1 protein-coding gene is annotated in these 623 nt (G+C 70.1%); it reads left to right on the top strand.

Annotation, left to right across the window (positions count from 1 at the left end; genetic code table 11):
- Window positions 1-171: 171 nt before the first annotated feature.
- Window positions 172-623 (top strand): hypothetical protein (locus tag MKK75_RS06525; RefSeq protein ID WP_244041800.1); only part of this gene is annotated, 452 nt, incomplete at its 3' end.

Below are 623 nucleotides of genomic sequence, written 5' to 3'. Positions count from 1 at the left end.
CCCGGCGCTCTGAACTTCCCGCAGGGTGCCCCACCGCCCCGCGTCATGACGATGCCCGGCCAGGACGGCGCTGGGCCGTCACCGGGAGCGCGTGCGCAGCTTTCCGCGCAGGCACGACAGCATCTCGCGCAGGCGGGGCTTCGCCCGCAGATCGCCGCCCCCATCGGACATATGGCGCCCGGGTCGCAGCAGCGGATCGGTGCCCTTGTCCGTGTCGCCACACTGCCGGGCTTGAGCGAGGGGCAGGCCGGCGTCGTGAAGACGCTGCTCGCGAACGAGCTGGAGCAGACCAAGCTCCCCGACGACGTCAAGCAGTACATGTTTGCCCGTAGCCAGGGGTTCGCGGGCTCGTTGGTTGACTACAAGAACGAGCTGCGGAAGCCGTTGACGCCGACCATCGTGGCGCCCGGGAATGCCGCGATCGCGCCGGGCGAGCGCAGCCCGTTCTACGTGAACCCACGGGCGCCGACGGCGGTCTCGGCCGGGGCGACGCTGTTCGATACCACCACGAACCAGCCTGTGTTCACGGCTCCGGCCAAGGACGTCGCGGACGAGGGCGCGAAGCTTCGAGCCCAGATGGATGCTCGGCGTGAAGCTGCGCCGGGTCTCGGGCTCGTGGAAGG

It is taken from the genome of Methylobacterium sp. J-030 (genome assembly GCF_022829545.1).
Lineage (GTDB): Bacteria > Pseudomonadota > Alphaproteobacteria > Rhizobiales > Beijerinckiaceae > Methylobacterium.
Note: the sequence above shows the minus strand (reverse complement) of the source record. Positions and strands in the feature narration are given on the sequence as shown.